This is a genomic window from Sphingomonas bacterium (genome assembly GCF_903643035.1).
In the GTDB taxonomy this organism is placed as follows: domain Bacteria; phylum Pseudomonadota; class Alphaproteobacteria; order Sphingomonadales; family Sphingomonadaceae; genus Sphingomonas.
In genome coordinates this window covers 1-3,216 of the sequence record NZ_CAHJWW010000297.1, presented here as the reverse complement: position 1 = coordinate 3,216, position 3,216 = coordinate 1, and the positions used below count along the sequence as shown (strand labels likewise).

5 protein-coding genes are annotated in these 3,216 nt (G+C 71.0%); all 5 read left to right on the top strand.

Features of this window, described 5'->3' with window-relative positions; translation table 11 throughout:
- The coding region (locus tag HUV01_RS14165; protein WP_174298854.1) for an ABC transporter permease at positions 1-769 on the top strand (769 nt) is incomplete at its 5' end.
- Between the two features lie 64 nt (positions 770-833).
- Complete coding sequence (locus tag HUV01_RS14160; RefSeq protein WP_174298853.1) at positions 834-1,088, top strand: exodeoxyribonuclease VII small subunit; 255 nt, start codon at positions 834-836, stop codon at positions 1,086-1,088.
- Positions 1,085-1,990, top strand: a complete 906-nt coding sequence (locus HUV01_RS14155; protein ID WP_174298852.1) for a polyprenyl synthetase family protein — start codon at positions 1,085-1,087, stop codon at positions 1,988-1,990. Before HUV01_RS14160 ends, HUV01_RS14155 begins: the two co-directional genes overlap by 4 nt.
- 17 nt (positions 1,991-2,007) lie before the next feature.
- The gene (coaD, locus tag HUV01_RS14150; protein ID WP_174298856.1) at positions 2,008-2,535 is read left to right on the top strand and encodes a pantetheine-phosphate adenylyltransferase; all 528 of its coding nucleotides are present in this window, start codon (positions 2,008-2,010) and stop codon (positions 2,533-2,535) included.
- Between the two features lie 117 nt (positions 2,536-2,652).
- A partial coding sequence (locus HUV01_RS14145; RefSeq protein ID WP_254606689.1) for a peptidylprolyl isomerase occupies positions 2,653-3,216 on the top strand: 564 nt, incomplete at its 3' end.

The following is a 3,216-nucleotide window of genomic DNA, read 5'->3' as shown; positions in this document are numbered from 1 at the left end:
GGTCCCGGCGGTGCGCATCCCGCTCGCCGCGCCGCACCCGACGCGCGGGAGCCGCCACACGTCCGCGTTCCTGGCGTCGTTCGGCGTCTTCGTCCTGACGTTGTTCCTGTCGAGCCCGGTGATCGGCAGCATGACGGAGGAGCGCAACAACAAGGTGATCGAGGTGCTGGCCGCCGCCGTCCCGCTGGAGGCGGTGTTCTTTGGCAAGCTGATCGGCATGTTCGGCATCGCGCTCGTCTTTGTGGGCTTCTGGGGGACGATGCTGGCGGCCATCGGCTCGCTCGTGCCCGCGGGACTGGCGCAGGGGCTGGGCGATCTCCACCCCGCGACGGGCGCGCTGTTCCCGCTGCTGTTCTGCGCGTACTTCACCATGGCCTATATGGTGCTGGGCGCGATATACCTGGGCGTGGGGGCTCAGGCGACGTCGACGCGCGAGGTGCAGTTGCTGTCGCTCCCGATCACGATCGTCCAGATCGGCATGTTCGGGCTGTCGACGGCCGCAGCCTCGCACCCGCACGGCACGGTCGCGCTGGTGGCGGAGCTATTCCCGCTGTCGTCGCCGTTCGCGATGGCGGGACAAGCCGCCGGCCAGCCGCAGCTGTGGCCGCACGTCGCCGCGCTCGCGTGGCAGGCGATGTGGGTCGCGGTGTTCATCGCGATCGGCGCCCGCGCGTTCCGGCGCGGCGTGCTTCAGTCGGGCAGTGCGCGGCCGGGCTGGATGCGGCGTCGCCGGACAGCGGTACCGGCCGCGTCGGGGAACATGGGTTAATGCTGCAAATCCGTTCCGGGAGGCTGCCTTGACCCTTGTCCGCGACCTGTCCCATAGCGCGAAGATGGATCCCGCCGTCGATGCGCTGTCGTTCGAGGACGCTCTCAAGGAGTTGGAACGGATCGTATCCCGGCTCGAAAGCGGCGATGCCTCGCTTCAGGAGTCGATCGACCTGTTCGAGCGCGGCAACCAGTTGCGCCGTCGCTGCGCCGACCGGCTCGACGCGGCGCAGGCGCGCATCGAGGCGATCCGCCTGGATGCCGACGGACGCCCCGCCGGAGTCCAGCCGTTCGCCACGCAAGCCACGCCGGCCGCATGACGACCACCACCGCCCCGCCGACGCTCCAGGACGCGATGGCCCATGTGTCGGAGGAGGTGGACCGCCTGTTCGACCGGTTCCTGGCGATCCCCGACGACCCGCGCGCGGACCTCTATCGGGCGATGCGCCACGCCGCGATCGGCGGCGGCAAGCGGCTGCGCCCGCTGCTCGTCATGGCGACCGCCCGGATGTTCGGCGTGGCCGATGCCTGTGCGGCGCGGGCCGCGGTCGCGGTGGAGGCGGTCCACGTCTATTCGCTGATCCACGACGACCTGCCGGCGATGGACGACGACGACCTGCGCCGCGGCAAGCCCACGGTGCACCGCGCGTTCGACGAGGCGACCGCGATCCTGGCGGGTGATTGCCTCCATGCGCTGGCGTTCGAGGTGCTCGCCGACCCCGCGACGCACCCCGATCCGTTCGTCCGCGCGGAACTGGTGTTCGATCTTGCCCGCGCGGCCGGCCCGTCCGGCATGGCGGGCGGGCAGGCGATGGACCTGGAAGCGGAGAAGGTGAGCTTCGACCTGCCGACCGTCACCCGGCTGCAGGCGATGAAGACCGGCGCGCTGATCGCCGCCGCGGTGGAGGCCGGCGCGATCCTGGGCCGCGTGCCGGCGGAGGGGCGTGTTCACCTGCGCGGCTTTGCCCGCGACGTCGGCCTCGCCTTCCAGATCGCGGACGACCTGCTGGACGCCGAGGGCGACGAGGCGGCGGTCGGCAAGGCGCTGCGCAAGGACGAGGGCGCGGGCAAGGAGACGTTCCTGTCGCTGCTCGGCGCGGACGACGCGCGCGCGCGGTCGCGAATGCTCGTGGAGCAGGCGCTGGAGCATCTGAAGAGCTATGGCGCGGAGGCGGACGTGCTGCGCGCGATCGCCCGCTATACGCTGGAGCGGGACCGGTGAGCACGGGTTCGCCCCGGATCGGCGCCAGGATCGGTGTATATCCCGGCACCTTCGATCCGGTGACGCTGGGCCATATGGACATCATCCGTCGCGGTGCGAAGCTGGTCGACAGGCTGGTGGTGGGGGTGACGACCAATCCCTCCAAGTCGCCGATGTTCAGCCTCGACGAGCGGATGGCGACGGTGCGGCGCGAAGTGGCGGACGTCGAGGGCGACATCGCGGTCACCAGCTTCGACTCGCTGCTCATGGATTTCGCGGTGCGCGAGGGCGCACGCGTGATCGTGCGCGGCCTGCGTGCCGTCGCGGACTTCGAGTACGAGTATCAGATGGCGGGCATGAACCAGCAGATCAACGCGACGGTCGAGACGGTCTTCCTGATGGCCGACGTCGGACTGCAACCGATCGCGAGCCGGCTGGTGAAGGAGATCGCGTTGTTCGGCGGCGAGATCGCGCCGTTCGTGCCGCCGGCGGTGCGCGGCGAGGTCGCGGCGAAGGTCGCGGCGAAGGTCGCGGCGGGGGACGCCGCGCAGAGCTCGCGCGGCTGATCCGGCCGCGGATTGGCGACGAGGCCCGAACGCCCTACAATCGACGCATTGCCCGCGGAGGTGCGGGGACGGTCCGGTCGCCGGCGATCGACCAAGCCTGAGCGGAAGAGACATATGATGAAGCCTATCCACGCCGGACTGCCGATGCTCGCCGGACTGCCGATCCTTGCCGGACTGGTCGCGCTGGCAAGCGCCGTCGCGCCGCCGGCGCTGGGCCAGACCGCGCCGGTCCCCCCGTCCGCCTCCGCCACGCCGGTTCCGGCCGCCAAGCCCGCCGCGCCGCTCGCGCCGCTCGTTCCCGCCTCGGCGATGCCGCCGATCACCGACACCGCCAACATCTGGCTGCTCGACCTGTCGGACGGGGGGCGGGTGACGGTCTGGCTGCGGCCCGACGTGGCTCCGACGACCGTGGCGCGGATCAAGGCGCTGACCCGCCAGCGTTTCTACGACGGCCTCGCCTTTCATCGGGTGATCGAGGGCTTCATGGCGCAGGGCGGCGACCCCAAGGGCGACGGGACCGGCGGGTCGACGCTGCCCAACCTGCCGGCGGAGTTCAACGCGCTGCCGCATGCGCGCGGCGCGGTGGCGGCGGCGCGCGCGGAGGACAAGAACAGCGCCAACAGCCAGTTCTTCATCGTCTTCCAGCCGACGCTGAAGCTCGACCGCAAGTATACCGTCTTC

Excerpts from the sequence above, each read along its gene's own strand:
- HUV01_RS14155 (WP_174298852.1), top strand. The coding sequence starts at position 1,085 with ATGACGACCACCACCGCCCCGCCGACGCTCCAGGACGCGATGGCCCAT.
- HUV01_RS14160 (WP_174298853.1), top strand. The coding sequence starts at position 834 with ATGGATCCCGCCGTCGATGCGCTGTCGTTCGAGGACGCTCTCAAGGAG.